Raw genomic sequence first — 23,376 nt, 5'->3', positions numbered from 1 at the left:
CTACCGGCCAGTAAGCCGCGCCGGGCGCGACGGGCACGCTTCGGAGCACAAAAGGATGAGATTTTAAGGGGTTTGCATGGCGGGTGGGGCGCCTTTCCCGTGTCTGTCGTTTCGTTACAGACAGTGTCGCACCGGCCACAGACGCCGAAAACTTGTACAAATCACGGTTTCCGGGCCGTCGGCGCGGCAAAACACGGGAAAAAGCGTCTGAAGTGATATATTCGCCCGGCATTGCAAGGGACATCATGAAGACAGAAATTTTCTACGCTCTGTACCTGATCGCCATCGTCACGGAAGCGATGTCGGGCGCCATCATGGGGATGCAGCGCGGTATGGACCGCTTCGGGCTCGCCTTCGTCGGCATGGTGACGGCGCTCGGCGGCGGCACCATTCGCGACGTGCTGTTCGGCCGCCATCCGCTCGTCTGGATCGCGCATCCGGAGTATCTGCTGCTCACCCTCGGCGCGGCCACGCTCGCCTCCATCGTCGCACGCCACATTCACCGGCTGCGCATGACGTTCATTACGGTCGACGCCATCGGCCTCGCCGGCTTCACGATTCTGGGGTGCGATATCGGCATGACCGTGAGCACGAGCCCGGTCATCGTAGTGCTCGCCGGGGTGCTGACGGGAATTGGCGGCGGTATGCTGCGCGATCTGTTGTGCGGACAGGTGCCGCTGGTGCTGCGCCGCGAGATGTATGCGAGTGTGGCGTGCATCGCAGGTGCGATGTACGTGGCGATGCTGCATTTCGGCGTACCGAACGGCGTCGCGACGGGCGTGGGCTTCGTCGTGGGCTTCGTCATCCGCATGCTGGCAGTGTGGTTCGGCTGGCGCTTTCGCACGTTCGAGGACGAAGCGCCGTCGGAACCATTGCATTGAGGCCTTCCCCGGCGCTGCGGCGCGCGCCGGACGTCCTTCAGGCGACGCTCAGGGCTTGATCGCCTCCACGCTTCGGGCAGGCTGTCGCTAGCCGAAGTCCGACAGAGGGTGTCGATCACCGGGTGACCGGCGGGTCGAACGACTCGAAGGTTTCGGTGCTCACCGGTCCGCCGAAACCGTACTTCGCGCGCGGTCGCAGCATGAACGCCTGCGTGCGCTGCTCCATGACGTGCGCCACCCAGCCCGCCGAACGGCCGATGATCCACATCGCCGTCGACGTGCCGTCCGGCAGTCCCAGCGCACGGGCGAGCGCGACCAGTCCCGTCGCCAACCCGGCATGCGCGTTCGCTTCGGTGCGCATACGTTCGAGAAAGTCGAGCGTCAGACGTGTCTGGGTACGCAATGCGTCGTCGATGGTGGCGTCGTCCGTCTCGCCCATCAACTCGCCCGCCATCTGCATCATCAAGTCCGCACGTGCGTCGCCGCCGGGATACAGCGGATGATTGAAACCGAGCAGGCTTGCGCCGTATTCGCGCACCCGGCCGATGCGCGAATCGAGTGCGTCGAACGGCTCGCACAGCAGCAGCGTCTCGATCTTTTCGGTGCTGGTGCCGGTGGTGAAGCCGATATGCGAGCCGATGGCCGCCGCGACGCATCCGAACAGATCCGCATTGGTCGATGCCGCCACGCGCGCCGAAAACGTCGCCGGTGCGAGCTCGTTGTCGGCCAGCACGACCAGTGCGGCATTCATCGCCCGCAGTCGCGCGGGGGTCACCGCGCTGCCCGCTGCGCGTAGCACGTGCGACGCAACGTTCTCCCCGGTCTCACGTGCGACGAAGCGCTGCTGCGGCCCGAGAAACCCCACGCATCCGACCATGCAATGCAGCATCGCACGCGCTGCCTGCACGGCGGTGCCGTCCGCCAGCTCGCGTGCGCCGCGTCCGTGCATGGCGAGCGCAAACGGCACCATGCCGAGCAGATTGCCGATGTCCGCGCTCGCGACTTCCCCGTCGTACGTCGACAGAAAGCGCAGCACGTCGGACGGCGTTTCCTGCATCAGCCATTCGGCGATGCTGTCCTGCCAGATCCCCGTCATCAGCAAATGCACGACCGACTCGAACGACGCCCCGCCGCTCGCCAGATCGATCGCCAGACGGTTGCGATAGCGCGGACCGTGCGGCGTGATCTGGGTGATGGCCGAATGCAGCACGGGATCGCCGAAGCGCATGGTGGATTCGGCCACCGCGCCGGTCGGCGCGCGCCCGCGCTTGCGCGTGGCCAGACGCTCGACGTCGCGACGCAGATACAGGCTCTTGCGACCGTCCTCATGCGGACGCGCCCGGATCAATCCCCGGCTCACGTAGGCGTACAACGTGGCCGGTTTGATATCGAGCAGCGCCAGGACTTCTTCGCGCGTCATCAGGTCGGTTTGCTGCGTCATCGGTGTCTGCGGCTCCCTCGGTAGCGCTGCGTCGCCCCATGGCCACGCGTTGGCGGGTCATCATGCCACATTTATATTGACTTTAAAAATCAATATTGATAAACAAAAAATCGCTCAGTAAAGTCGTCTCCGGAACACAGACAAAGACACTGCGAACCGGCGCTCGCCGGTGTTCGACAGGTCGCCCATCCGGAGACAACGCATGGCCCATGACCTTCCGCCGCGACACGCCGAGCGCATCGACGTTCGCGAAGCGCTGCAATCCGCCCCGCTGGGGGCCTTTCACTATCGGCTCGCCACCCTGCTGGCGCTGATCCTGCTGTTCGACGGCTTCGATCTCTACAACGCCGCGTACATCGTTCACGACGTCACCAGGCTATGGCTTCTGTCGCCGAGCCAGATCGGTGTGCTGCTCTCGTGCGGGCTGGCAGGCTTTGCCGCTGGCTCGGCCCTCTCGGGACCGTTCAGCGACCGCATCGGACGCCGCCGCGTGCTGCTCACTGGCATCTGGTTGTCGGGCGTGATGAGTCTCGCCATCGCGCTCCTTGCTCACGACCTGCGCACGTTCATCGCGCTGCGTTTCGTGATGGGGATCTCGCTGGGTTTGCTGATGCCGGTGGCCGTCACGTACATCAACGAAATCGCGCCTAAGCGCAGCGCCAACGTCTTCACTATCGTGTTCTTCTCGTGCGGCTGGATCGGTGGCGCGACGGCATCGGGCTTCATTGCGGCGTGGCTGATTCCGCAATACGGCTGGCAAAGCATGTACTACGTCGGTGCGTTATCGGTCGTGCTGGCGCTCGCGCTGCAATTCGTGCTGCCCGAGTCGGTGTCGTTCCTCGCGAGTCGTGGCCGTCAGGACGAAGTGCGCGCACAACTGACTCGCCTGTGGCCTGCGCGTGCCGCCGAATTCGCGATGGCGACGTTTACGTCCCCCGATGCCGGTGTGAAAGCCGGTTCCGTCGCAGCGCTTTTCTCGCCCGAATTCCGCCGTCAGACGATCTGCCTCTGGTCGATGGGCGCGCTGTCGCTGTTCTCGTCGTACGGTCTGTCGGGCTGGCTGCCGACGATCATGCTCAAGCGCGGCGAGAACCTCTCGACGAGCTTCGCCTATGGGTCGCTGCTGGTGTTCGCATCGGCATTCGGCAGCCTGCTCACCGGCGTGGTCGCTGACCGCATCGGCAATCGTCGTCTCGCGATGTCGCTCGCGTGGCTGTGTGGTGCCGCGGCCATCGGCGTGCTCGCGACGATCACAGGCGGCTCGGTGACGTTCGTGGGCATTGTGGTGGCGGGCATGTTCGTCATCGGCACGCAGACGGTGCTCAACAACCTCGTCGCCGTGAGCTATCCGACCGAGATTCGCAGCACCGGCGTGGGGCTGTATCTCGGCATCGCCCGCGTAGGTGCCATGTGCGGCCCGGCCATCGCCGGTGTGCTGCAACAGGCGACGGGCGGCGCGGGCACGATGTTCTTCGTGCTCGGCGCAGCGCTCGTGACGGCGGCCGCACTCGTGTTCCTCGTCGCACGCCCCGAAAACCTGCCGAAAGCGCCGGCCTTCGGTCACTGACAGTCTCTTCGGAACGTTCCATGTCCAGACTCTCGCTGTCCCTCGCCATCAACGACTACGACCATGTGCGCGATCTGCTCGACGCCCGCATCGCCGTCACCGGCATCGATCTCGTGCCGTCGGTCTTGCCGGTGGAAGAGATCTTCTATCGCACTACGCATTTTCAGGAGTGGGATCTCTCGGAGATGTCGCTCGCGAAGTACGCGTCGCTGCGCTCGCAGGGCGACGACCGGCTGATCGGCCTGCCGGTGTTTCCCTCGCGCGTCTTTCGCTTGTCGTCGCTCTACGTGAAATCAGACGGCGGCGTGGCGTCGCCCGCCGACTTGCGCGGCAAGCGCATCGGTGTGCCCGAGTGGGCGCAGACAGCTTCGGTCTACTCGCGCGGCTGGCTCGTCCACGATCAGGGCGTGGCACTCACGGAGGTCGAGTGGGTGCAGGGCGGCGTGAATCAGGCAGGCCGCCGCGAGAAAGTCGCTGTGCGTGTGCCGGAAGGCGTGCGTTACCGCCCCTCGCCCGACAAATCGCTCACCGCCATGCTGCTCGACGGCGAGATCGACGCCATTCTCAGCGCCCGTCCGCCCGCACCGCCTGCCGGACGCGAGCACGAAGTCGTGCGTCTGCTGCCGGACTTCGAGACGGCCGAGCGCGCCTATTTCGCGCGCAGCGGCATCTTCCCGATCATGCATCTGATCGTCATGCGACGCGATGTCTTCGCGGCGAATCGCTGGATCGCCAACAACCTGGTCAAAGCGTTCACGCAGGCGAAGGACGCGAGCATCGCCCGTCTCGAAGACATCACCTGCTCGCACTTCCCGCTGCCGTGGATGAGCCAGCGCGCGGCCGAAGCGAAGGCGATGTTCGGGGGGGATCCGTGGCCTTATGGCGTCGCACCCAATCGCATCACGCTCGACGCCTTCCTGCGTTTTGCATTCGAACAAGGGGTCTGTCATCGCCCGATGCAGGCCGACGACCTGTTTCCTCCCGAGGTGAGCGCCGCCGTGCGGGTGTGACGCCCGCCTGGCCCATCGCGTCACCGTCCGACCATCAATACTGAGTGCCCAACACCACTATGCAATCCCCTACCCCCTACGCACCGGCGATCACCGAACACGACGCGGCCTCCATCGCGCAACTGCGCGAGGACCTTGCCGCCGCCAACCACATCCTTGCGCACCACGAAGTGTTAGACGGCTTCGGGCACGTAAGCGTGCGCGACCCGCGTAACGCGGCGCACTTCCTGATCGCGCAATCGATGGCACCCGAGCTGGTCACGCCGGACGACATTCTGACGCTCGACCTCGATTGCCAGCCCGTCGACGGCGACACGCGCAAGCGCTATCTGGAGACGTGGATTCACAGCGAGATCTACCGCGCGCGCCCGGACGTCAAGGCTATCGTGCACAGTCATTCGCCGTCGGTGATTCCGTTTGCTGCGTCGTCGGTACGGCTGCGTCCGATCTACCACATGGCCGGGTTTCTCGGCAGCGGCGCGCCCGTGTTCGACATCCGTCATTGCTTTGGCTGTACGGACATGCTCGTGCGCAACGGCGAACAAGGCAAAGCGCTGGCCGACACGCTGGGCGACGCGGACGTCGCGCTCATGCGCGGACATGGCTTCGTGGCGACCGCGCCGACGCTGCCCGCCGCCGTCTATCGCGCGATCTATACCGAATTGAACGCCGGTATGCAATCGACCGCCATCGCGCTCGGTGGCGAGGTGACCTATCTCGACGAAGAGGAAGGCAAACGCGCCACGCAAACCAATCTCGGCGTGATGGAGCGTCCGTGGACGTTGTGGAAACGTCAGGCGGCGGCCTTGCGCCGCGAGTGATCTGGCGCATCGGTGTGACGCCCGCGCGTGCGCCATTGCACGAGCGTCACACCGACGGCCTGCTCGCTTTGGCGTTCGAACGCGGGCACGCAGATCATTACGGCATGACCGGCGGGTGATAGGTCAGCGTCTGCGCCAGCAACCAGAGCATGACGATGACCACCGGGAAGTGCACGAGCAATTGCGTGAACGTGTAGCCGACCACGTCGCGGGCACGCAGGCCGAGCACGCCCAGCAGCGGCAACATCCAGAACGGGTTGATCAGGTTCGGCAGCGCTTCGGCCGCGTTATATACCGTCACGGCCCAGCCCAGATGCACGTGCAGGTCGTTGGCCGCTTGCATGACGTACGGTGCTTCGATGATCCACTTGCCGCCGCCCGACGGCACGAAGAAGCCTAGCACGGCCGAGTACACGCCCATCACGCCCGGGAACGACTCCTGCGACGAGATCGCCACGAAGAAGCTCGACAGATGGTGCGAGAGCGTCTGTCCGTCCAGCCCCGGGGCCTTCGTCAGCAGGTAAGCGATGCCGCCGTACAGCGGGAACTGAATCAGCACGCCCGCGACCGACGGCACCGACTTGGCGATGGCGTCGAGGAAACGGCGCGGACGCCAGTTCAGCAACATTCCCAGCATCAGGAACAGGAAGTTGTACGTGTTCAGGTTCGAGATGGCGAGCAGCGGGTCTTTGGTCGTGAACTCATGCCCGATCCACAACGCACCGAGCGCCACGATCAGCACCGTCACGAACGGGCTGTATTCGAGCCAGTCTCCAGGACGCTGCGGACGCACGTACGGCTTCGACGCGTCGTCGAGCGACACGCCGAGATCGGCGGCCACGGTCGCACGCGCATCGCGCGGTGCGGAGTAGTACGCGAGGATCACCGAGACCACCGTCAGCACGGCGGCGATCGCCATCGACTGCGTCAGGAAAATCGTGTCCGAGAACGGGATGACGCCGGTGATCTCGATGAGCGCCTTGGGCAGACTCGCCGGATTCGCCTGCAACTGCGCGGCCGACGAACTCAGGCCCAGCGCCCAGGTCGCGCCCATGCCCAGATATGCCGCTGCGCCGCCCGCACGGTAATCCATGCGAATGTCGTCGCGTCGCGCAATTGCGCGCACCAGCAGACCGCTGAACACAAGACTGATGGCCCAGTTGAACAGGGAGAGCACGATACTCACGAACGCCACATAGGCGACGGCGCTGCGACCGCTGCGCGGCACGGCGGCCATTTTGCGAATCAGCACGGCCGCCGGCGGCGAGACCGCCACCACGTAGCCCGAGATGGCGACGATGGCCATCTGCATCGTGAACGGGATCAGGCTCCAGAAACCGTCACCGAACGCCACGCCGACCTTGACGGCCGGCACCCCGATGGCGAGCGCCCCGCCCGCACAGACGATGACGGCGAGTGCGGCGAACAGATAGGCGTCAGGAAACCAGCGCTCGGACCAGCGTGTGACCGATGCCGCCAGACGTTCGAGGAGCCCGCCGTCGTGCGGCGCCTCCGTCTTGCTCGATAGTGAAGTTCCCGGTTTCATTTCCTGCATTCCCCTTGCTTGATGTGGCTTGAATTGGATGGGTCAGGTGCCCTGCGTCGCTCGCCAGACCAGCATGGCGGCAGCAAGGTCTTCCAGTGCGGTGCCCACGGCCTTGAACACCGTGCGCTCGTCTTGCGTGCGGCGGCGGATGCGTCCCTCGCGGCACAGATCGGCCAACGCGCCACGCACGTCCTCTTTCGTGAAAACGCCGCGCGACATCGGTCCGAGCAACTCGCCGGACTTCGCCAGCGCTTCCTCCGTGTCGACGAACAGCGTCGCACCGGCAAAGCAAGCGTCGTCCGCTTCGCGCATCTGCGGCGTGAAGCTGCCGATCAGATCCAGATGCACGCCCGGCTTGAGCCATTCGGCCTGCACGACCGGCTCAGTGGCGAGCGTGGCGCACGTCACCACGTCGGCATTCACTACGGCGTCTTTGGCGGTCGCGCTCACCTGCGCCTCGAAGCCCTGCTCGCGCAGGCCGTCGACCACCCGGGCAGCAGCATTCGCATCGCGGTCCCACACGCTCACGTGCGTGATCGGGCGCACCGTGCGATGCGCGGGCGGCACCAACGAGCCGACGCGTCCCGCGCCCAGCAGTGCGAGATGCGACGCGTCTTCGCGTGCCAGATAGGCCGCCCCCAGCGCCGAAGCCGCCGCCGTGCGGCGCGACGTGATCTCGTTACCATCCAACTGCGCGAGCGGCACGCCGGTCGCAGCGTCGTACAACAAGTAGGTCGAATGCAGTCCCGGCACGCTGCGCTGGGCGTTGGCCGGAGCGATGTTGACCGTCTTGATACCGAGGAAACCGCCCGGTTGCCATGCGGGCATGATCAGCACGGTCACGGACGCCCCCGTCGTCGGATCGGGAATCACGTGGGTGTGGCGCAGCGGCACTTCGCATCCTTCCACGAACATGGCGTTCAGCGCGTCGAGCAACGGGCCAAACGCGAGCGCGTTGCGGGTGGCGGCGGCGTCGATGATTTTCATGGATTGGGTCCTCTTCGGAATTGAATTGGGGAGATGAAATTCGGATACCTCTGCGTTCGATCTTCAGGCGTCGATCACCACGGCTTCGCGCGGTATGGCCTGACACGCCAGACACACGCCCGGCTCGTCGAGCGCAACGTCGACCAGGTGATCGACCTCGCCTTCCAGCACGCGCACGGCGCAACTCTCGCACTGTCCGACGCGACACCCGCTCGGCAGCGACAGGCCCAGCGACTCGGCGAACGACAGCAGGTTGCCGTGCGACGGTGTCCACACCGCCTGTCGGCCCGAACGGGCGAACGTGACGGGCCACGCGGCGTCGGCATCGGTACGCGGTGCAGCCGGGGAGCGGAACGCTTCCTTGAACATGTCGAACGCCGGGACGCCACGCGCGGCCAGCCCGCTCATCACGTCGACCATCATCGGCTCCGGTCCGCAGAGATGGACTCGGGCGCGACGTGCGATCAGGTCGTCGGACACCACCGCCGCCGACAGGCGTTCTGCCGACGCGTAGTCGCGCCCGAGCACATCGTCGTCGCGCGGTGCGTCGTAGTAGTTGACGATGTGCACGTCGGGCAAGCGCTGCGCCAGCGCCGCCAGACGATTGCGAAACGCGTGCGTCGCGCCGTTCCGGTTGGCGTAGTGCAGCCAGACTTCCGGCGTCTGTGTCAGTCCGCGCTCGACTTGTTCGGCAAGCGACTCCAGATAGCAAAGGAATGGGGTGATGCCGATACCGCCAGCGAAGCAGATCACCGGCTGACGGCTTTGCAGCGGCATGACGAAGCGTCCCGACGGTGCGCCGAGTTCGATCACGTCGCCCACACGCGCAGCGGTGTTCATCCAACTGGACACGATGCCCGCGAACGGTTCGCCGCTGGCGTTGCGCCCCTGCTGATGTCGCACGGCAATGCGATAGCCGCGTCGCGCGGACTCATTGGCGGGGCCGGTCAGCGAGTAAGCACGTGTGACTGGTTTCGCATGACCGGGGATCGGCACGCGTACGGTAACGTGCTGTCCGGCGAGATAGTCTGGCAGGCCCACGTCGTCCAGCGGTTCGAGCGCGATGGCGCGCACGCCGTCGGCGGCCGCATCGAGTTTGCTGATGCGAAAGCGCGCCAGCCCTTCCCACGGACGGCGTGCGGGATCGCTGGCGGGGTCGCGCGTCACGTCGCAACGAAACGAACGCAACGGCGACGCGCCGCTGATCGGGTCGATGTCCTGTGTCGTCACCAGCGCGTTGTAGTTGCTCGACTGCTCGCCCATCATCGTGAAGCCGCGACGTCCGACGCTGTCGCACGCCTGCCACCAGCCGTACTCGGCGAGCAACACGTCTTCGCCGACACCCTCATCGAATGCCGCGCGAAAACGCGCCACACCTGCGGGCGTCGTCACGCGAACCCAGTCGCCTTCGGCGATCTGCTTGCGGTGCGCCAGCGCGGGATGCAGATGCACCAGCGGGTCCGGCGCGCGCATGCGCAGACTGGCCAGTCCGCGATGCTGGCTGTGGCAGTAGTAGCCATTCTTCGTCGAGCCGAGCACCAGCGGGAAACGACGTACTTCGTCATCAGTGAGTGCATGCGAAGCGATGTGCACCGGCACCGGCGGATAGCCGTGACGCAACAGAAGCTCGGAGTAAAGTTCCACGCGACGCGTCTCGGTCGCGAAGCCGCGTACGCCGCCGGATTCGCTACGCGCGTACTTGCGTTCGTATTGCGGTTGCGCCCGCGAGATGCCCTCAGGATGCGCGCGCAGTGTCTGCACGTCCAGCCCCGTCGGCGCAAGTTGATGATTCCACCCCGCCTCCAGGCTGCCGCCGAAGAATGCGTCACCCATGCCAAGCCGCACGGCGAGGTCGAACACGATGTCGTTGTCGCTGCGCGACTCTCCACGCGGCGACACCATGCGCTGACGCAACTGAATCAGGGCATCGGCCTGATCGTCGATCTCGAAGCCGGGACGCAGGCCTTCGCGCTCCCACGGCGTATTCACCGGCAGCACGATGTCGGCGTAGCGCGACGAGGGCGTTTCGAACAGATCGCAATGCACGTGGAATTCGAGCGTTTCGAGGGCGGCACGCGCCATTTCATAATCGGCCTGGGACGCCAGCCCATTGGTACCGAAGCAGAACAAGGCGCGCACGCGATACGGCTCGCCTTCAAGGATGGCGCGATAGGTGTCGCGCGCCGTCACCCAGCCGCGCGCGGGCGGCCCCAGGGGACGCGCGTCGAGGCCCAGTGCCTTCGCCTGTTGTTCGGGACTCAGAAGGTCGTGCTGTGCGACGGCGTTCACCGGCTGACGCGTCATCACCCGGTTGCCGCCCCGTCGGTCGAAGCTGCCGGTGAGCGCGTAAAGCACAGCGATGGCGCGCTCGATTTGCGTGGCGTTGGCGTGCTGGGCGACGCCCGACCAGGCGTGATACGCGACGCGTTGCGTGCCATCGAAAAGCGCGGCGGCTGCGTCGAGTTGTTCGGGCGACACACCGCACAGTTCGCTGACCGTCGCCGGGTCATACGGGGCGAGGCCTTCGCAGAGAAGATCGAAAGCCGGACGGCAGACGATGCGCGCGCCGTCGCGGCCATCGACGGCGAATTGGCCACGCAGGGCCGCGCGGTTGGCGGCCTCGCGCGTGAGTGCATGCGTCGTGTCGTAGCGCTGCGGTGCGGCGAGCGCCTCAGCCCAGATGACGAAGGCGTCCGACGAAGCGCTCGAATCGAGCGTCGCCAAATCCTGCACTCGCAGAAAGTGACCGTTGTCGTTACGCACGAGCAAGGGGGCGTTGGTCCAGCGACGCACGAAGGTCTCGTCGAAGCGGTTGTCGTCGATCAGACGGCGGGCAAGGCCCAGTGCCAGCGCCGCGTCCGCACCGGGACGCACCGGCAGCCAGGCATCGGCCGCAGCGGCCAGCGGCGTTTTGCGCGGATCGACCACGAGCAGACGCGCGCCACGCGTGCGGCCGCGTCCGATGGCGTTCGCCTGACTCAGCCACGTACTCGTCGGGTTATGTCCCCAGAGCATGATGACGTCCGCCTGCGAATAGTCCGCCGTCGGCATGCCGCAGCCGAAAGTGAACGCATGCGCGAAGTCCTTGTGCCAGTTGCAGATTTCCGTGGCGTAGACGGTGTTGGGGCTGCCGAAAACCCGAATGAAGCGCTCGATCCAGTCGATGCTGTCCGAGAGCGGCGTGCCGCTCGGTGTGGTGACGCCGAACGCCACTGCATGCGCCCCGCTCTCGCGACGAATGTCGCCCAGACGCGCGGCAATCTCGGTCAGCGCTTCGTCCCAGGAAATGCGCGCCCAGCGCGGATCGTCGGCCCCTTTGGGTGCGGTGCGGCGCAACGGCGTGGTCAGACGATCCGGGTGATGCACCAGCTCCGGCGCGGCGCGGCCCTTGCGGCACATGGCAGCGCCGTTTGGGTGCGACGGATCGGGCTCGACCGCGATCAGCGCATCGTTTTCCACGCGATTGAGTGTGCCGCAGCGGGATCTGCAAAGCGTGCAGAACCCGGGCTTGACCTCCTGAACCATGTCCCGTGCATCTCATATATGAAGCGATGTTCCGATGCTATACAGCGGACAGTTTTATTACTAATATAAAAAATATAGTCTGCAATATTGATTTTTTAAATGAAGCCAACCCTGCGCCAGATCGAGTATTTCGTGGCCGTCGCCGAGACCGGGCAAGTGATGCGGGCCGCCGAGCGATGCAGCGCGTCGCAGTCGTCGTTGACGATTGCCTTGCAGAATCTGGAGGTGATTGTCGGCACGCCGCTGTTCGTGCGGCACGCGAAGGGCTTGCGCCCGACGGAAGCGGGCGAACGGTTCCTGCGGCACGCCTATCGCATCCTCAACGCGACGGACGACGCCCTGCACGAGGCGCGCACGCTGCCCGACGACGCGGGCGGGCGGCTACGGCTGGCCGTCACGGAGACGATTTCCGCTTATCTGTTGCCATCGGTGGCCAGCACGTTGTCCAAGCGTTTTCCGAACGTCGAACTCACGCTGATCGAGGGCGACCGTCGCGAACTCGAAACGGCCGTGCTCGCAGGAGACGTCGATCTCGCCTTGCTGCTGGTGTCCAACGTCGTCGCCGACGGTCTCGTCTCGCACACCTTGCTGCGCTCCACGCGGCGACTCTGGACGAACCCCGGGCATCCGCTGCTCGACAAGCCGAGCGTCACGCTGGACGACGTGCGCGGGCAGCGCTTTTTGCTGCTGGACATGGACGAGCACGTGCAAACGGTCGAGCGCTATTGGCATGCGGCGCATGTCGAGCCGATCGTGCATTTCCGCACGCGTTCGATCGAATCGATTCGCAGCATGGTCGCGCAGGGATACGGGGTGTCGATTCTGTCGGACCTCGTCTACCGGCCGTGGTCAATCGATGGCGGACGGATTCTGCGACGGGATCTGAGCACGGGCGTGCCGTCGATGGATGTGGGACTGGTGTGGGCAGAGCGACGTCCACCGCAGGGGTTGACTGAGCGTATCGTCGGGGCGCTACGCACGCTCATCCGCGAAATCAACGATCGCGGTCATATGGGGGTGGAGTGATCGAGGGCATCGATCGGTCGCTGACAGTCAGCGTCGATCGACGCCCCCGACACCCCCGACACCCCCGACACCCTCTCGTACTTTAGTGCTTTACCCGCGACGCGTCGCCAGTTCAGCCCCCTGACGCAGCGCTTCGAGCAGGCTGCCTTCGTCGGCAATGCCCTTGCCTGCGATGTCGAAGGCCGTGCCGTGATCGACCGACGTGCGCACCACTTGCAGACCGACGGTCACGTTCACGCCTGCCTCCAGCCCCAGCACCTTGACCGGGCCGTGGCCCTGATCGTGGTACATGGCCACGACCAGATCGAAGTCGCCACGGCCAGCGCGGAAGAACAGCGTGTCGGCCGGAAGCGGGCCTTCGATGTCCCAACCACGCTCGCGCAGCAACTGCACGGCGGGCACGATCTTCTCTTCCTCTTCGCCGTAACCGAACAACCCGTTCTCACCCGCGTGCGGGTTGATGCCGCACACGGCGATGCGCGGATTCGCAATACCCGCCTTCACCAGCGTGGCGTGACCACGCTCGATCGTGCGCTGCACCAGCCCCGGCTCGATCTTGCGAATCGCGTCGATGATGCCGATGTGCGTCGTCACGTGGATCACGCGCAGTTGCGGCGCGACCAGCATCATCGACACTTCTTCCACGCCCGTCAGATGCGCCAGCATCTCGGTGTGGCCCGGGAACTTGTGACCGCCCGCGTGCAGCGCTTCCTTGTTGAGCGGTGCGGTGCAGATCGCGTCGATTTCCCCGGCTTCGGCCAGCTTCGCGGCATGCGCGATGTACCGATACGCCGCGTCGCCCGCAATCGCCGACAGCTCGCCGAACGGCAGGTCTTCCGGGATCAGATCGAGATCGATGCATTCGATCACGCCGCGCGCGAACGTCGCCTCGCTGACCGTCTTGATACGACGTACGCTGAGCGGCTGCTTCACGATGGCGATAGCCTGTTCCAGACGGCGTGCGTCGCCGATCACTACCGGACGGCACTGCTGATAAACGCTCTCGTGCGCCAGACTCTTGACGATGATTTCGGGGCCAACGCCCGCCGCATCGCCCATGGTGATGCCGATGACAGGGAGGTAAGGGTTCATGGCGTTTGCGTTCATATCCGTTTCGTTGGGTTGCCCGGCGCACATGCCGGGGCGATGTCCAGAGGTTCTTGACGTTCGTTGGAGGACGACGTTACATCTTGCGTCAACCGACGCTCGCGTCCGCCGCCGCGCGCAAGTGGCGATAGGCGCTATGCAGCGCCGCTTCACCACCGAATGCACCGGCCTTCGTGACGATGCGCATGGGCGCACCGTTAGCGGGACGTCCGACGGCCACGCCAGGCTCGACTTCCGACAGCAGTTCCAGCGCGCCGATGTTCGCCGCGCTCAACATGGCACGGGCCGTTTCACCGCCCGTGACGATCAGTCCCGATAGCTTCCCGAAGTGCGGCGCAATCAATGCCGCCAGTGCGGCCGAGAGTTGTGCGCCTTCGGCGGGATCGAACGCGTCGTCGCGTCCGATGCGCACGAGCAGGTCGGTGCCTTCCTCGATGGCTACGCCGATGCGTTCGCACCACACGGCGCTCTGCGCATGCGCGGCGCCTGCACGCAATACGGCAGGCGGCACCACCCACTCCACGACCGCATCGTCTTCGCACAGTCGCGCACATTGCTGCCGCGAGACCGCCGACAAGCTGCCGACGAGCGTCAACACGCGGCCGTTGCCGTGATCGGTGTCAACGTTGCTCGTCGCTTCTGCCGCCCGCGCTGCGCCTTCCGGCACCTCGAACAATTCCGGCAGTTCGGCCAGTTCACGAGCGAGACCGCCCGATCCGACCCAGAAGATTTCCGTAAGCGCCGTGCTGGCACGTGCGAGCATGGCGAGATCTTCATCGGTCTGCGCATCGACGATCAGGGCCGTCACCGCCGCCGCGCGCGCCTGCGAGACGATGCCAGCCAACGCCGATGTCACTTGCGCGAGTTCGTCGCGCAGCGTCTCGACGGACACCGTCTGCGTGACCATACCGGCCGCGCTCAGCATGGGTGCGAGACGCGCCTCCTGCCCTTCATGCTCCAACTGCCACGTGTCCGTCTCGGCCAGCGGCACACCGCGCACGAAGACTTCGCCGTTGCGCACGGTGCGTCCCGTTGCGGGAAACGCGGGCGCCACAATCGCCAGTCCCGCGAGCGGCTGCAAGGCCGCCACTTCGGCGACCCAGTTGCCGCGCAACGTCGAGTCGATTTTCTTGTATAGCCGACGGCCCGGTGCCGCCAGACGCTGCCAGGCCGCGACCGCGCGTGCGGCCGCCTCACCCGGTGCGAGACGCCGCGTGTCGGTGTCGATGGCGACGACCTGTGCCGAAGCGTTGAAGCCGTCGACGTCGAGCGACACCACACTGCGCCGTCCGGCATTGGTAAAGCCAATGGCACAGTCGGCAGCGCCGGACAGATCGTCGGCGACAATCAGAACACTCACTGCACCGCTCCCTTACCCGAGCTCGCTGCGCTTGCCGTGTTGCGCGCCATCGCCCGCTTGGCGACGGCAGCCGTCAGAATCGGCGAGACGATGGCGGTCACCACTACGCACGCGGCGACAAGCAACGTGGCGCTCTTGGCGGCTTCTTCATAAACAGGGTTCGCCGCCGCGATCAGCGCAGGCACTGCCGCAGCGTTGCCTGCCGTGTTGGCAGCGGCCGTACCGGCCACACCCGTGCCGCCCGTCAGACGGTCGACGATGTACAGCGGAATGCCCGTCACGACGACGACGGCGAAACCAAGCAGGATCCCCAGCAGACCCGCTTGCCAGACCTTGTGCAGATCGAGGCCAGCGCCGAGTGCCAGTGCGAAGAACGGAATCATGACGGGAACGGCACGGCCCAGGAAGTCGCGCATTTCGCGATCGAGGTTACCGAGCAACATGCCCACCGCAAGCGGCAGAATACTGCCGACCAGCGTCGGCCACGGGAACGCCGACAGACCGGCCACGCCCAGCGTGACCATCGTCAGGAACGGCCCCGATTCGAGCGACATGATGGTGTATGCGCCCACGTCTTCCGAACGGCCGTACTGGCCCATCAGCGCCATGTACAGCCCGCCGTTGGTGTCGTTCATCGCGGCGACCACGGCCAGCGTGGAGATGCCCGCGAACATGCCCGACGTCACCGGCGCTTCGCCCAGGAAGTGACCCAGCACGATGCCCACGACAATCGCCGCGCCCACCTTGGCGGCGAACAGCGCGCCGCCCTTCTTGATGAGGTACGGCGTGGCCTTCACGTCGATGCTCGCGCCCATGCAGACGTAGAACACTGCGAGAATCGGCAGCGCGCCAGTGAACAGCGCGTTCGTGAACGAGCCGAAGAACTTGGGCATGCCCGGCATGAACGTGGCAATCAACGAGCCGATCAGCAGGGGGACAATCATCATCCCGCCCGGTACGCGTTCGATGCCGCGCTTGATACGAATTTGAGCCATTGTTGTCTCCCGACTGATATCACTTTTGATTAATCGGTCATTATTTTGATCGATTTGAGCAGATGGAAGTCTAATCGCTGCCAGAAAAATGTGCAAATTTTGTGACTAAGGGTTTATCCTTGGTGAAATCGCTCAAAACGGGGGCATCCGGATCGCCAAAATGATCGAATCGATCATTGTTGATGAATAACACGCCGAATGCGCCGCTCACCCACCCGTTTGCCAGCGCCTCACCGATTTTCGGATCGCCGCAAGCTACACTATGCGCGCCGTGCGGCGAACCCGCTGTCAGTCTTCTGTTCACACTGATTCAGCCCTGACGGCGTTGCGCTCGCCCGCCAGAATTCGTCATTCGTCTCACTGAGCCTTCCCTCCATGAAAGTTGCTAACCGCCGCGAGGCCATTTTCAAAGCTGTCCTGTCGGGCATGACCGATGTGGCTGCGCTGTGTGCGCACTTCGGCATGTCGGAGGCCACCGTGCGGCGCGACCTGCGCGCGCTGGCCGACGAGCGCCGCATCGTGCGCACTTACGGCGGCGCCGCAGCGCCCGTGCGTATGCACGAGCCGGAAGAATCTCTGGAATTGCGTCGCGAGAGTTTTCGCGAACAGAAGGACGTCATCGCGCGTGCCGCAGTCGCGCATGTCGCCGATGGCGACACGATCTTCCTCGACGGCGGCACGACGACCGAAGCGATGGCGCGTTTTCTCGCAGGGCGCGAGCGCGTGCAGGTCGTCACCAACAATTTACTCGCCGTGGGCGCGCTGGCCGCCAACAAAGTGCCGGTGACGCTCATCGGCGGCGACGTGCGTCCGTCGAGCATGAGCGTGCTCGGGCCGCTGGCGCAGCTTGCGCTCTCGCGCGTCTCCGTCGACAAGGCGTTTCTCGGCGCGGATGGTGTTGTCGCGGGACGCGGACTGTGCGAAGCGTCGGCCGAGCAGGCGTGGCTCAAGGAATGCATCATCCGCCAGTCCGCGAGCGTCTATGTCTTAGTGACGGCGAATAAACTCGACCGCGCGAGTCAGCAGCACTGGACGCCGCTGGAGCGCGCATGGACGCTCGTCACCGACGCTCGCCCGGACGACGACGCGCTCACCGAATTCCACAAACATCCGGAAATCGCCGTCGAATCGGTGAACGGCTGACGGGATGACGCGAGGCGTCGTTCACCTCACGCGCACCGATCTGCGCCGACCGATCAGATATCGCGAGTGCGCGGAATGACGACGGCCTGGCCGTGCAGCTTGCCGCCGTCGTCGATCAACTGCCACAGCGTGGCCTCCTCGATCATGAATCGCTCACCGGTCTTAGTGATGCACACCCCCTTGTAGCCCGACTCGTAGCCCAGACGCCGAACGCGTTCGAGGAAGCGCTGACGTTCCTCTCGGTTCGGTGCTTCGGCCGACAGTCGCGACGGCAGACGGGTAATTTCCTCCCAGTCGTAACCAAAGCGGCGCTGCGCCGTCTTGTTGGCGTATATGAACACCGGATCGGCCGCGGTATTGTGCGCGAGCACGGCAAACGGTGCGTGCTCATAGAGCCATTCGGCGGCGTCTTCGGAGGCGATGTCTTGCGGGACGAGCGGGCGGCCAAGCAGTCGTGCGTGGCTATCCGCCAGAAGTTGAAAAAACGCTGGATCGGAGTAAAGCGGCATCATCGGGGGGACTTCGGCAACAAATTAGGGGAGCCCTGACGATACAACATCCGCGCCATGCTCCGAGGACAGAACCCAGGCAAAACAACGGCGTCCGAGGACGCCGTTGTTTTGCCACGGTCGCCTGTTTTACTGCATGAGCATCAGGTCGAGATTCTGAACTGCGGCCCCAGACGCGCCCTTGCCAAGGTTGTCGAGCACCGCTGCAAGCAGGATCTGGCCGTTTTCCGGATGCGCGAACACGCTCAGTTGCATGACGTTCGTGCCGTTCATCGCCTCCGGATCGAGCTGTTTCACAACGCCCGGCGCGTCCATCGGCATCACTTCGACGAATTTTTCATCGGCGTAATGAGCCGACAAAGCGTCATGCAACGCGCGGCCGTCGACGCCCGGTGCCAGCAAGCGCGTCTGAAGCGGAATCGTCAGCACGATGCCTTGGCGGTACGAGCCGTACGACGGCACGAACAGAGGACGAAACGCGAGACCCGAGCGCTGTTCGATCTCCGGTGCGTGCTTGTGCGACAACTCCAGCCCATACACACGGTGCGTCGACCGAGGCGACGCGTTCGGGCCTTCGTGCTCGTCGACCCCGGCACGTCCGCGACCGGAATACCCCGACACGGCGTTGACACTAACCGGGTAGTCGCGCGGGATCAGCCCGGCGTCGACCAACGGGCGCAGCAGACCCACCGCGCCCGTCGGATAGCAGCCGGGGTTCGACACGCGTTTGGCGCTCGCGACGCGCGCCGCATGTCCTTTCGTCATTTCGGGAAAGCCGTACACCCAGTCGGCATGCGTGCGGTGCGCGGAGCTTGCGTCGATCACCCGCACATGCGGATTGACGATGGACGCAGCGGCCTCGCGCGCGGCGGCGTCCGGCAGACAAAGAATGGCGATGTCGCAGCCGTTGATCGCCTCGGCGCGATGCTGCGGATCCTTGCGATGGGCGTCCGGCAACGTCAGCAGTTGAATATCGGTGCGTCCACGCAGTTGCTCGTGGATCTGCAATCCCGTGGTGCCCTGGTCACCATCGATAAAAACAAGCGGAGAAGGCATATCGGATACCCCATCAATGAATCGTGAACCTCGTCGAAGTGGTATCTTCTCGCCACGAGTGAAATAAAAAAAGTTGAATTTCGTGAATTTGAAATTCTATTTTCCTGAATTACACCTGACGAGATGACGGTGACGAAATGAGAGAGATCAGTCTCGACCGACTGAAGACGCTGGTGGCCGTCGCCGACAGCGGTTCGTTTGCCGACGCGGCGCAGGCGCTGCACCTCTCGCCGCCGACCGTCAGTCTGCATATCTCGGATCTGGAAGCGCGCGTGGGCGCACAACTGCTGTCGCGCAAGCGCGGGCACGTGCGGCCGACGTCTGTCGGCGAGGCACTGGTCGAGCGCGCGCGCCGGCTGCTGGCCGACGCAGAGCGCACGCTGGAGGACATCGAGCGGCACGCGCAGGGACTGGCGGGACGGGTGAGAATCGGTGCGTCGACGGGAGCCATCGCGCATTTGCTGCCGCAGGCGCTGCAAACGTTGCGTCTGGATCATCCGGATATCGACGTACAGGTCGCCATCCTCACATCGCAGGAGACGCTCGGCCGCCTGCATCGCGGCGCACTCGATCTCGGGCTGGTCGCGTTGCCGCAATCGCAGATCAAAGGGCTGACGCTGCGGCAATGGCGTCGAGATCCAGTGATGGCGTTCTTGCCTGCGCATTGGGAGATGCCCAAACGCGTGACGCCGGACTGGCTCGCCACCCAGCCGCTCATCCTGAACGACAGCACGACACGCTTGTCGCGTCAGACCGCCGAATGGTTCGCCGCCGCCGGACATCATCCAACGCCACGCATCGAACTCAACTACAACGACGCCATCAAGAGCCTCGTAGCCGCTGGGTATGGCGCAGCGCTTCTGCCGCACGAAGCCACGACGCCCCATACGGACGAGCGCATCGCCATGCGAGCGCTGCGCCCCGCGCTGTGGCGCGATCTGGGCATCGCACATCACACGGGACCGCTGGAGCGCTCAACTCAGCATGTGCTCGACGCACTGTGGGGGCTGCGGCTGCGATAGCGCTCAGTGACCGACGCACGCCGAACACCTTGCAAGCTAGCAACGACTCAGAGCGTCTTATCGTCGAACGCTCTGCGCGCCTCGCGAAAATCGTCGGCATTGTCCATTACCCAACGCCACAGCGGCACCATGCCGACAAGCAATCCGCGCCCCAGCTCGGTCAGTCGGTAATCGACGCGCGGCGGCACTTCGTCGTAGTCATGGCGAGCGATCAGGCCGTCGCGCTCCAACTGGCGCAACGTGCGGGTGAGCATGCGTTGCGTCACGCCGTCGAGCCGACGCGCGATCTCGGCGTGCCGTAATGTACCGCCCACGCCCAGCGCATGCACGACGCCCAGCGACCAGCGGTTACCGGCATGTGCCAGGATCTCGCGCTTAAGGCCGTCGTCGTCTGCGCTGAGCGCGTCGCACGCGGCTTGCGACGCTTGCAGGAGCGCTTCGAATGAGGGGATGCCGGGAGGCAGTATCACGCGTGTACCTTCTTATCAAAGGACCAGAACGTCCCTATTATTCGCAACTTCACAGGAGTTGCAAATGACCACTCGAAATCCTTCGGAGAACCGCGTGCTGGTGCTGGGCGCGGGCGAACTCGGCGAATGCGTGCTGCGAGAGATGAGCGCGATGCGAGATGCCGGTCGCGTCGCATCCGTTTCGGTGCTGCTGCGGCCTGCGGCAACCGATCCGACACAGCGCGCGGCACTGCTTGCGCGGCTGAACGATCTCCGGGTCGACATCGTCGAAGCCGATCTCGCCACCGCCTCGGAAGAAGCGCTCGCCGCCGTCTTCCATTCCTACGACCAGATCATCTGCTGCACCGGCTTCGTCGGCGGTTCCGGCACGCAGCGCAAAATCACGGCGGCCGTGCTCAAGGCCCGCGTTGCGCACTACATTCCGTGGCAGTTCGGTGTCGATTACGACGTCGTCGGACGGGGCAGCGGTCAGGACGTCTGGGACGAACAGCTCGACGTGCGCGACATGCTCAGGGCACAGAACGACGTGCGTTGGACCATTGTCTCGACGGGCATGTTCATGAGTTTTGTGGTGTTGTCCGACTTCGGTCTGATGGACGTCGAGCAATGCGTCGTGCACGCGTTGGGCGACCCCGACTTCGCGCTCACCGTCACGACGCCGGAGGACATCGGGCATCTCACCGCGCAGATCGCCGTATCGCGTCCGACGTTCGACGATCAGGTCGTGCACGTGGCGGGCGACACGTTCACCTACCGCGAACTCGCGAGCACGCTGACGACCGAACTCGGACGTCCGTTCTCGGTGGAATGCTGGGAAGTGCCGCAGTTGAAGGCCGACGCCGACGCGTATCCGCACGACACGATGCGCAAGTACCGGCTGTCGTTTGCACGCAAGGACGGTGTAGCGTGGCCGAAAGCGCAGACGTTCAACGCGAAGGCGGGAATCCCCGTCACCGGCCTTGCGACGTGGCTGCGCGCGTGGCACGCGCGCGGGCTCGATCGGGCCTGACGCAACCGACGCAACGAAAAAGGCGCCACATGCCCGGGTGTGATCCCTGCATGTGGCGCCCTCACGTGACGCACTATGCCACGCAGACTGCACGTGGCAAACGCTCAGCGCACGTAGCGCACGCAGGGATTACGCCGCACTGCGCAGCGCCGGGCGCGAACCCTTGCCCAGCACGAGGTTGGCGACCACCGCCACAACGATGTTCAGCGCCAGCGCGATCAGGCCGGTGTACATCGAATACTGGTCACCGCCCACCGTGAACGAGTGCACGGGTTTGATACCGTCGGCAAACGCCATCCAGCTTCCGCACACGATCCCGACGGCCCAGCCACACAGCAACGCACGCGCGCCGAACCAGCCGACGAACAGGCCGAAAACGAGCGCAGGGAACGTTTGCAGAATCCACACGCCGCCCAGCAACTGCAGGTCGAGTGCGAACTTCGTCGGCAGGAACAGGATGAACACCAGCGCGCCCAGTTTCACGACCAGCGACACCACCTTGGCCACCTTCGCTTCACCCTCGTTCGAAATCCCCGGGTTGACGTACGGCTTCCAGAAGTTGCGCGTGAACAGGTTCGACGCGCCGATCGACATCACGGCTGCGGGCACCAACGCACCAATGGCAATCGCGGCGAACGCAAAGCCTGCGAACCAGCTCGGGAACAGGCCGTTGAACAACGCCGGTACGACGTCGTTGTTGGTCTGCACCTTCACACCGGCCGCGTAGGCCATAAAGCCAAGCAGTGCGATCAGGCCGAGCAACACGGTGTAGGCGGGCAGGAAGACGGCGTTCTTGCGAATCGTGTTCGCGTCCTTCGCGGCGAAAATGCCCGTGAGCGTGTGCGGATACATGAACGCGGCCATCGCCGAGCCGAGCGCGAGTGTGGCAAACGGCAGGAACTGCGACGGCTTGAGCGTCAGGCCGGTCGCCCCGCCCTTGTTCGCGAATACCTCGCGCGCCGAGTCGAACACGACACCGTAGCCGCCCAGCTTCGCGGGCACGACGACCACCGCCACCAGCACCACGATGTAGATCATCAGGTCCTTGACGAAGGCGATCAGCGCCGGTGCGCGCAACCCCGCCGAGTACGTGTACAGCGCGAGAATCACGAACGCGGCGAGCAGCGGCAACTCGCCGGTCAGTCCCAGCGCCTTGATCACGACTTCCATACCGATCAGTTGCAGCGCGATGTACGGCATCGTCGCCACCACACCGGTGAGCGCAATCGCGAACTCCAGCGGACGCGACTGATAGCGACCGTAGACCACGTCGGCCGCCGTCACGTGACCGGCCTTGTGCGCGGCGTGCCACAGCTTGGGCATGATCAGGAAGACGATCGGGTAGACGAGAATCGTGTACGGCAACGCGAAGAAGCCGTAAGCACCGACGGCATAAACCAGCGCCGGCACAGCGATCACGGTGTAAGCGGTGTAGAAGTCACCGCCCACGAGGAACCACGTGATCCACGCGCCGAAGTTACGGCCACCGAGACCCCACTCATCCAGGTGCGCGCCTTTGTTGGACGGTCCCGCCATCCAGCGCGACGCCCAGAACCCCATGACGGTGACGAGGACGAAGAAAAACACGAAGACCGCCAGCGCAGTCCAGTTGATACCGGCGTCCATTTATTCTTCCCCTTTCTTCAGACCATCGCGAAACACGAGCCAGATCAGCAGCGAGGTCAGCGGCACCCAGGCAAACTGGTACCAGTAAAAGAAAGGGAATCCCCAAAGGGCCGGCAGTTCTTTGTTGTAGAAAGGCACCCACAACAACCCGATGAACGGCAGCAATAGCAATAACCGCATCTCAGCAGTCTCCTCTTGTTCTAGTTCGATAAAAGCGCACGCGAAACACGCTCGAATGCACTCTAGCCGAAGGAATGTGCTTTTGCCGATGCGCC

The 23,376-nt window shown here is 64.6% G+C and carries 21 protein-coding genes; 8 read left to right on the top strand and 13 right to left on the bottom strand.

From position 1 onward, the window contains the following. Positions 1-245 precede the first annotated feature (245 nt). Positions 246-881 carry a trimeric intracellular cation channel family protein gene (locus MB84_RS06950; protein ID WP_046291245.1) on the top strand — a complete coding sequence of 212 codons (636 nt, stop codon included), beginning with the start codon at positions 246-248 and terminating at the stop codon, positions 879-881. 115 nt (positions 882-996) lie between these two features. Here the strand turns inward: MB84_RS06950 and MB84_RS06945 are convergent, their stop codons facing one another. Next, positions 997-2,322: a citrate synthase gene (locus MB84_RS06945; RefSeq protein ID WP_245725499.1), complete on the bottom strand. Its 1,326-nt coding sequence runs from the start codon at positions 2,320-2,322 to the stop codon at positions 997-999. A 202-nt stretch (positions 2,323-2,524) separates the two neighbouring features. Here MB84_RS06945 and MB84_RS06940 point away from each other — a divergent pair, with 202 nt between their 5' ends. From MB84_RS06940 to MB84_RS06930, 3 genes are read left to right on the top strand one after another with little or no spacing between them, the layout of a single operon-like run. Then, entirely contained in the window at positions 2,525-3,889 is a 1,365-nt protein-coding gene (locus tag MB84_RS06940; protein WP_046291244.1) for an MFS transporter, read from the top strand. A 20-nt stretch (positions 3,890-3,909) separates the two neighbouring features. Next, the gene (locus MB84_RS06935) at positions 3,910-4,899 is read left to right on the top strand and encodes a substrate-binding domain-containing protein (protein WP_046291243.1); all 990 of its coding nucleotides are present in this window, start codon (positions 3,910-3,912) and stop codon (positions 4,897-4,899) included. A 59-nt stretch (positions 4,900-4,958) separates the two neighbouring features. Continuing rightward, positions 4,959-5,720, top strand: a complete 762-nt coding sequence (locus MB84_RS06930) for a class II aldolase/adducin family protein (RefSeq protein WP_046291242.1) — start codon at positions 4,959-4,961, stop codon at positions 5,718-5,720. A gap of 97 nt (positions 5,721-5,817) precedes the next feature. On the opposite strand, the gene MB84_RS06925 is transcribed toward MB84_RS06930, so the two are convergent. The 3 genes from MB84_RS06925 to MB84_RS06915 all read right to left on the bottom strand — a co-directional run bounded on the left by MB84_RS06925 (position 5,818) and on the right by MB84_RS06915 (position 11,778). After that, positions 5,818-7,266: a short-chain fatty acid transporter gene (locus tag MB84_RS06925; protein ID WP_046293509.1), complete on the bottom strand. Its 1,449-nt coding sequence runs from the start codon at positions 7,264-7,266 to the stop codon at positions 5,818-5,820. A 42-nt stretch (positions 7,267-7,308) separates the two neighbouring features. Beyond that, on the bottom strand, positions 7,309-8,253 hold the full coding sequence (lhpI, locus tag MB84_RS06920) for a bifunctional Delta(1)-pyrroline-2-carboxylate/Delta(1)-piperideine-2-carboxylate reductase (RefSeq protein WP_046291241.1): 945 nt from the start codon (positions 8,251-8,253) through the stop codon (positions 7,309-7,311). A 63-nt stretch (positions 8,254-8,316) separates the two neighbouring features. Further along, on the bottom strand, positions 8,317-11,778 hold the full coding sequence (locus MB84_RS06915) for a molybdopterin-dependent oxidoreductase (RefSeq protein WP_046291240.1): 3,462 nt from the start codon (positions 11,776-11,778) through the stop codon (positions 8,317-8,319). Positions 11,779-11,877: 99 nt separating this feature from the next. Here MB84_RS06915 and MB84_RS06910 point away from each other — a divergent pair, with 99 nt between their 5' ends. Then, positions 11,878-12,804, top strand: a complete 927-nt coding sequence (locus tag MB84_RS06910) for a LysR family transcriptional regulator (RefSeq protein ID WP_046291239.1) — start codon at positions 11,878-11,880, stop codon at positions 12,802-12,804. A gap of 90 nt (positions 12,805-12,894) precedes the next feature. On the opposite strand, the gene pdxA is transcribed toward MB84_RS06910, so the two are convergent. From pdxA to MB84_RS29800, 4 genes are all read right to left on the bottom strand, one after another. Next, a complete protein-coding gene (pdxA, locus tag MB84_RS06905; RefSeq protein ID WP_046293508.1) occupies positions 12,895-13,896 on the bottom strand; it encodes a 4-hydroxythreonine-4-phosphate dehydrogenase PdxA in 1,002 nt (333 codons plus the stop codon). Positions 13,897-13,999: 103 nt separating this feature from the next. Beyond that, positions 14,000-15,271 carry a four-carbon acid sugar kinase family protein gene (locus tag MB84_RS06900; RefSeq protein WP_046291238.1) on the bottom strand — a complete coding sequence of 424 codons (1,272 nt, stop codon included), beginning with the start codon at positions 15,269-15,271 and terminating at the stop codon, positions 14,000-14,002. Next, on the bottom strand, positions 15,268-16,266 hold the full coding sequence (locus tag MB84_RS06895) for a 2-keto-3-deoxygluconate permease (RefSeq protein WP_046291237.1): 999 nt from the start codon (positions 16,264-16,266) through the stop codon (positions 15,268-15,270). The genes MB84_RS06900 and MB84_RS06895 overlap by 4 nt, the downstream gene beginning before the upstream one ends. A 70-nt stretch (positions 16,267-16,336) precedes the next feature. Beyond that, positions 16,337-16,570, bottom strand: coding sequence for a hypothetical protein (locus tag MB84_RS29800; protein ID WP_157122650.1), 234 nt, complete (start codon positions 16,568-16,570; stop codon positions 16,337-16,339). A gap of 71 nt (positions 16,571-16,641) precedes the next feature. Between MB84_RS29800 and MB84_RS06890 the strand changes: the two genes are divergently transcribed. Continuing rightward, a complete protein-coding gene (locus tag MB84_RS06890; protein ID WP_046291236.1) occupies positions 16,642-17,409 on the top strand; it encodes a DeoR/GlpR family DNA-binding transcription regulator in 768 nt (255 codons plus the stop codon). 53 nt (positions 17,410-17,462) lie between these two features. Here the strand turns inward: MB84_RS06890 and MB84_RS06885 are convergent, their stop codons facing one another. After that, positions 17,463-17,921 (bottom strand): MEKHLA domain-containing protein, encoded by a 459-nt coding sequence (locus MB84_RS06885; RefSeq protein WP_084009641.1) that lies wholly within the window; start codon positions 17,919-17,921, stop codon positions 17,463-17,465. Between the two features lie 126 nt (positions 17,922-18,047). After that, positions 18,048-18,974, bottom strand: coding sequence for an N-acetyl-gamma-glutamyl-phosphate reductase (gene argC, locus MB84_RS06880; protein ID WP_046291235.1), 927 nt, complete (start codon positions 18,972-18,974; stop codon positions 18,048-18,050). A 137-nt stretch (positions 18,975-19,111) separates the two neighbouring features. Between argC and MB84_RS06875 the strand changes: the two genes are divergently transcribed. After that, a complete protein-coding gene (locus MB84_RS06875; RefSeq protein ID WP_046291234.1) occupies positions 19,112-19,996 on the top strand; it encodes a LysR family transcriptional regulator in 885 nt (294 codons plus the stop codon). Positions 19,997-20,043: 47 nt separating this feature from the next. On the opposite strand, the gene MB84_RS06870 is transcribed toward MB84_RS06875, so the two are convergent. Beyond that, positions 20,044-20,466, bottom strand: a complete 423-nt coding sequence (locus tag MB84_RS06870; RefSeq protein WP_245725498.1) for a winged helix-turn-helix transcriptional regulator — start codon at positions 20,464-20,466, stop codon at positions 20,044-20,046. A 64-nt stretch (positions 20,467-20,530) separates the two neighbouring features. On the opposite strand from MB84_RS06870, the gene MB84_RS06865 reads away from it, so the two are divergent. Next, positions 20,531-21,475: an aromatic alcohol reductase gene (locus tag MB84_RS06865; RefSeq protein WP_046291233.1), complete on the top strand. Its 945-nt coding sequence runs from the start codon at positions 20,531-20,533 to the stop codon at positions 21,473-21,475. Between the two features lie 129 nt (positions 21,476-21,604). Here the strand turns inward: MB84_RS06865 and mctP are convergent, their stop codons facing one another. Together mctP and MB84_RS06855 are read right to left on the bottom strand one after the other, a co-directional pair. Further along, the gene (mctP, locus tag MB84_RS06860; RefSeq protein WP_046291232.1) at positions 21,605-23,101 is read right to left on the bottom strand and encodes a monocarboxylate uptake permease MctP; all 1,497 of its coding nucleotides are present in this window, start codon (positions 23,099-23,101) and stop codon (positions 21,605-21,607) included. After that, the gene (locus MB84_RS06855) at positions 23,102-23,281 is read right to left on the bottom strand and encodes a DUF3311 domain-containing protein (protein WP_046291231.1); all 180 of its coding nucleotides are present in this window, start codon (positions 23,279-23,281) and stop codon (positions 23,102-23,104) included. Positions 23,282-23,376 lie beyond the last annotated feature (95 nt).

The organism is Pandoraea oxalativorans (genome assembly GCF_000972785.3).
GTDB lineage: Bacteria > Pseudomonadota > Gammaproteobacteria > Burkholderiales > Burkholderiaceae > Pandoraea > Pandoraea oxalativorans.
Note: the sequence above shows the minus strand (reverse complement) of the source record. Positions and strands in the feature narration are given on the sequence as shown.

Bases quoted from the DNA above. Each gene is read 5' to 3' on its own strand.
- MB84_RS06950 (WP_046291245.1), top strand. From the start codon at position 246: ATGAAGACAGAAATTTTCTACGCTCTGTACCTGATCGCCATCGTCACG.
- MB84_RS06945 (WP_245725499.1), bottom strand. From the start codon at position 2,322: ATGACGCAGCAAACCGACCTGATGACGCGCGAAGAAGTCCTGGCGCTG.
- MB84_RS06940 (WP_046291244.1), top strand. From the start codon at position 2,525: ATGGCCCATGACCTTCCGCCGCGACACGCCGAGCGCATCGACGTTCGC.
- MB84_RS06935 (WP_046291243.1), top strand. From the start codon at position 3,910: ATGTCCAGACTCTCGCTGTCCCTCGCCATCAACGACTACGACCATGTG.
- MB84_RS06930 (WP_046291242.1), top strand. From the start codon at position 4,959: ATGCAATCCCCTACCCCCTACGCACCGGCGATCACCGAACACGACGCG.
- MB84_RS06925 (WP_046293509.1), bottom strand. From the start codon at position 7,266: ATGAAACCGGGAACTTCACTATCGAGCAAGACGGAGGCGCCGCACGAC.
- lhpI (WP_046291241.1), bottom strand. From the start codon at position 8,253: ATGAAAATCATCGACGCCGCCGCCACCCGCAACGCGCTCGCGTTTGGC.
- MB84_RS06915 (WP_046291240.1), bottom strand. From the start codon at position 11,778: ATGGTTCAGGAGGTCAAGCCCGGGTTCTGCACGCTTTGCAGATCCCGC.
- MB84_RS06910 (WP_046291239.1), top strand. From the start codon at position 11,878: ATGAAGCCAACCCTGCGCCAGATCGAGTATTTCGTGGCCGTCGCCGAG.
- pdxA (WP_046293508.1), bottom strand. From the start codon at position 13,896: ATGAACCCTTACCTCCCTGTCATCGGCATCACCATGGGCGATGCGGCG.
- MB84_RS06895 (WP_046291237.1), bottom strand. From the start codon at position 16,266: ATGGCTCAAATTCGTATCAAGCGCGGCATCGAACGCGTACCGGGCGGG.
- MB84_RS06890 (WP_046291236.1), top strand. From the start codon at position 16,642: ATGAAAGTTGCTAACCGCCGCGAGGCCATTTTCAAAGCTGTCCTGTCG.
- MB84_RS06885 (WP_084009641.1), bottom strand. From the start codon at position 17,921: ATGATGCCGCTTTACTCCGATCCAGCGTTTTTTCAACTTCTGGCGGAT.
- argC (WP_046291235.1), bottom strand. From the start codon at position 18,974: ATGCCTTCTCCGCTTGTTTTTATCGATGGTGACCAGGGCACCACGGGA.
- MB84_RS06875 (WP_046291234.1), top strand. From the start codon at position 19,112: ATGAGAGAGATCAGTCTCGACCGACTGAAGACGCTGGTGGCCGTCGCC.
- MB84_RS06865 (WP_046291233.1), top strand. From the start codon at position 20,531: ATGACCACTCGAAATCCTTCGGAGAACCGCGTGCTGGTGCTGGGCGCG.
- mctP (WP_046291232.1), bottom strand. From the start codon at position 23,101: ATGGACGCCGGTATCAACTGGACTGCGCTGGCGGTCTTCGTGTTTTTC.
- MB84_RS06855 (WP_046291231.1), bottom strand. From the start codon at position 23,281: ATGCGGTTATTGCTATTGCTGCCGTTCATCGGGTTGTTGTGGGTGCCT.